Source organism: uncultured Anaerofustis sp., from assembly GCF_938029165.1.
Lineage (GTDB): Bacteria > Bacillota > Clostridia > Eubacteriales > Anaerofustaceae > Anaerofustis.
The window spans coordinates 1-4423 of sequence record NZ_CALHFB010000025.1; the positions used below are offsets into that span (position 1 = coordinate 1).

General features: G+C 33.0%; 4 protein-coding genes. 2 read left to right on the forward strand and 2 right to left on the reverse strand.

The window, feature by feature from the left end:
- Positions 1-63: 63 nt before the first annotated feature.
- A complete protein-coding gene (locus Q0516_RS02585; protein WP_117531975.1) occupies positions 64-621 on the reverse strand; it encodes a DUF5698 domain-containing protein in 558 nt (185 codons plus the stop codon).
- Positions 622-800: 179 nt separating this feature from the next.
- On the opposite strand from Q0516_RS02585, the gene Q0516_RS02590 reads away from it, so the two are divergent.
- Both Q0516_RS02590 and Q0516_RS02595 read left to right on the forward strand, forming a co-directional pair.
- The gene (locus tag Q0516_RS02590; protein WP_294468956.1) at positions 801-1487 is read left to right on the forward strand and encodes a 5'-methylthioadenosine/adenosylhomocysteine nucleosidase; all 687 of its coding nucleotides are present in this window, start codon (positions 801-803) and stop codon (positions 1485-1487) included.
- 925 nt (positions 1488-2412) lie between these two features.
- Complete coding sequence (locus Q0516_RS02595; RefSeq protein WP_294468958.1) at positions 2413-3222, forward strand: RecX family transcriptional regulator; 810 nt, start codon at positions 2413-2415, stop codon at positions 3220-3222.
- Between the two features lie 196 nt (positions 3223-3418).
- Here Q0516_RS02595 and rbr read toward each other — a convergent pair whose 3' ends face one another.
- Complete coding sequence (gene rbr, locus Q0516_RS02600; protein ID WP_294468961.1) at positions 3419-4003, reverse strand: rubrerythrin; 585 nt, start codon at positions 4001-4003, stop codon at positions 3419-3421.
- Positions 4004-4423: the final 420 nt, after the last annotated feature.

Genomic DNA, 4423 nt, shown 5'->3' on the forward strand with positions numbered 1-4423 from the left:
TTTTTCCATATTTTTTGGCTTCGGAAAAAATATGGTCGCCCTTTAGGGCGAAATCCTTATAATCTACCTCCTTCTCCTAACCCCATACATATACCCTCCTTCTATGGTTACTATATCGTTTATGGTAACGACGCTGTCGGGTACGACGTTATAAGCTATTTCCCTTGCCTCTTCGACTCTCTTTCTGTTTACGTGAAGTTTAAGTATATATCTTGTGTGATTAAATCCTTCGCCTTTCATGATAGTAACGCCGAAGTTGTTTTCTCTTAAAATGTTTGCAAGGTTTTCACCCTCCGTCCCTCTGACATTGATTTCCATGCTTACATATCCGAGAGCTATCTTCTTCTCTATGACTATCCCCACATATATCCCTACGCTGTAGCCGAGGGCGTAAAAAAGAGCCTTCCACAAATCTTCGCTTAGGCTTGAGAGCACGCTTGACGCTACGAATATCCAAAGTAAGATAACGATAAACCCTACTATACTTCCAAGTTCTTTTTGCCCTTTGTTGATAAGCACTATACGCAGTGTATCAAGGGAAATTTCCAGTACTTTTAAAAAGAAAATCGTCATGTAAACAATGGGTCCCGTCTTGGTTAAAAAACTCATTAAAAAATCCATTTTTGCACCTCTTACTTATATTGTTACCTGTAGTATACTACTTTATGAAATAAAGTAAAGAAAAATATTTTAATTTTACATTTCCTTTAAATGTAGTATAATATTAGGGCATTAAGATGCAATTAATAGTAGATTTAAAATTTATTGATTTAATTAAATATTGATTAGAGGAGATTATTATGATCGGGATAATAGCGTCTATGGACGAAGAATTATATTTGATAAAAAAAGAGATGAAAGATTTAAAAGAGAAAGATATAAAAGGAAGTAGGTACTTTATCGGAAGCATTGAAGATAAAAAAATCGCTGCTGTAAAATGTCTAACGGGAAAGGTCGCAATGGCTTGTACCGCTCAAAAACTAATTGATAATTTTGAACCTGAGCTTATTATAAACTGCGGAGTTGCGGGAGGGCTTAAGAAGGGTATAGAAGTGGGGGATGTGGTTTTATCCACAAAGACCGTTCAAAGCGATATGGACGTTACTCAGCTGGGTTACGAAGTCGGCTGTGTTCCCGATATAGATGTTACATATTTTGAACAGGATAAAAGGTTTAACGAAACCGCAGAAAAAGTCATGGATGATTTTGACTTTGGTGTATATTTCGGGAATATTCTGACTGCGGATAAATTCGTTTCAAATAAAAAAGATAAAGAATATTTAATAAAGACTTTTGAGGGATACTGTACAGATATGGAGACGGCTTCTCTTGCTCAGGTATGTTATATAAATAATATTCCCTTTGCAGGCATAAGAGGCATAAGCGACAGCGCCGACGAAGGTGCGAGCACGGACTTCAAAGAAAATCTTAGAAAAGCCAGCGATAATTGTGCGAAATTGCTGCTTGCTGTTTTAAAGAAATTTTAAGGGGCGCTGCCCCTTTCACCCCGCTTAATCTTTGCTCGCCCAAAGATTAAAAATAAAGGGCTCCACTCAAGCGCTGTGGTGGCTTTTAACGCGATCGGATTTTCTAAAAATCTCTACCCGAGATTTTTGAAACGACCGCTTTCCCACCCTTTAATTATAAAAAGTAATCATTTTATACTAAATTAATAAATTTTCAGGGAAATTATTTACTATTTACCCAAAAGAGTTATTATTTTTAATAAAAGATATAGTTTTTAGAAACTTGTTGGAGTAGTTTTTTTTAAATGCGTGCAGAATTTTGTGAGACAGTTGGCGACCTTATCCCTTTAATTTGTAGAAGTAATGATTTTTTAGGAATATTATCTGTCACTTAACCAAAAGAGTTATTAACTTTTATTTAATGTAAAACTTTTAATTAGATGATTGGGGAAGTGAGCGTTAAAAATTTAAAGCACAGGTGAAATATGTAAACTTAAAAATACAGCTGACGCAAATCCGATACACGTTAAACTAATAAATCGTGCCGGTTATCAGTTTAACGATTGAACATATTTTAAATATAATATACCTGTTTTGTCTAATCCGTAGACAGTTACATTGAGAAGGTTTAAAGCTTTTATGCTGATATAGAAAAGTCCTTATTTTTAAATCGGCTATTTTAAATTTTCTTAAAAAGCTTTTGTCGATTTTTATTGATTAAAATTTATGTGTATGAAGTACGCAAAATAACATGATTTCTAAGTTTTCTGTGAAGAAAATTTGTTATAACAATATATGCGAAACGGATGAATAAAAGCTGGGGATGATAAGACGGAGACATGCGGTATGTTTGGAGTTCTTAAGGGATAAAGTTTATTATAAAAGGTGTTAGAAACAGTGCTGCTCAGTTGTTTGTTTATTAATAAAGAATAGGAAAGGTAATAAATTGGACGTAATAACAAAAATAACCAAGACAAAAAGAGAATATAACGTAACGATAAACGATGAAAAAGTGCTTCGTCTGGACAGAAAAATAATAAGTAAGCTCAAAGTGGAAGATGAAGTGGATATTGATGAGCTCATTAAAGAAAGCTATGACGATCTATACGATACCGCACTCAATATGGCTCTCAATTATCTTTCTTATGCCATGAGGTGCGAGCAGGAAATCGTCGATTATCTGGATAAGAAACACTTTCCAGATATTGTAATAAATGATGTGTTAAATAGACTTTTGGAGCTTAAGTATGTAAACGACGAGGACTATATTGAAAACTTTACAAGGAGTAAATCCGCTTCACTTATAGGACGAAATAAGATAAAGAATGACCTTATAAAGAAGGGGATAGATGTATCCTTGGTCCTAAAGACAGTGGAGAGGTGTTTTGGTATAGAAGAAGAAACCGAGAATTTAAGCGAATTCATATCAAAACAGGACAGAAAAAACAGCGAACTATTTTACAGGGAAAAGAGAGATAAAATAATAAACAGTGCCGTGAGGAAAGGTTACGATTATAAGCTTATAAATTCCGTAATAGACGATATAATAAGCGAAGATGAGAATATAAGTGAGAATACAAAATTAAAGGAAAAGATAAAAAAGCGCTTTTATAAATATTTAAATAAGGGAGAAGAAATAGAAAAAGTAAAGTATAAAGTATTTCCTTTCTTTTATGCCAAAGGTTATAGCGAAGAGATATTAAACAGTGTATATTATGAAATCCTTGAAGAGATGGAAAATGAAGAAGAACTGTAAATATAATATAAAGTAAAGATTTGAAAGTTTATTTGTTTCATATTTTTTATCAAAGTATGAATATATTTCAAACAAATTTTAGTATTTCAAGAAAGCAATACAAAAATCAAAAGAACATATATATAGTTTAATAATCAGAAATATAAAATAATATCATATGAAAAAAACAATAAAAAAAGTGCATAATGCACTTTTTTTAGTTGCCTGAAGGACAAATCGGTTTGAAGTAAGCTTCGGCATGGTCACAGATAGGACAAACTTTAGGAGGGTTTGGTCCTTTGTGATGATATCCGCATTTTAAGCATACCCAGTCACATTCGCCTTCTCTGTGGAAAAATCCTCTTTCTACTTCTTTTGCTAATGTGTCATATCTCTTGTGATGAGTTTTTTCAACATCAGCAATCAAATCGAAATATGTTGCAACTTCCTTGAAACCTTCTTCTCTCGCAATGTTTGCGAATGTAGGGTAGATTTCATAAGCTTCTTCGTATTCACCGAGAGCCGCAGATTTTAAGTTTTCCAAAGTAGTTCCGTAGAAAACAGGGTAGTCGGCTTGATCTACCATGATTTTTTCTCCCGGTAATTCCTTGTTTATAAGGAACATAAATCTTTTAGCATGATAAAGTTCGTTTAATGCTATTTCGTTGAAAATATTTTCGATGTATTTAAATCCATCTTTGTTTGCTCTTGAAGCATAATAAGAATATCTTTGGTATACACCGCTTTCTCCGACAAAAGAGCTCATTAAATTTTTAACTGTTTGACTATTTTTAAATTCCATTTTTTCCTCCTTTTTTAGTATTTTTTACTGAGGAAGAAAAAATATACTAATGTATATAGTTTTAATAAATATTTTTGATTTTGTATATTATTTTTGTAATACATTGTATTTTTTTATTATTAGGTAAACATATGTCTTAGGTGATTTATGGATGATTTGCTTTCGTAAGTTTAATATTCCTTTTGCCGAAGGCTTTGGCTCCACGCAGTGGAAGCGTTTTTCTCAAAATTTTTTCGCTTAGGAAAAAACTTTGCAGGGTGAAAGGGGCAGCGCCCCTAGTACTTTATTGTGACCCAAAAGTGACTACTTTGATAAGAAATATTAAACAAATATTCGAAGTATTATATAATAATACCGAACCGTAGAATAAGGTGCGGGTGGTTTCCTCTTTATTACATAAAGGGGGTGGTGCTATGAAGA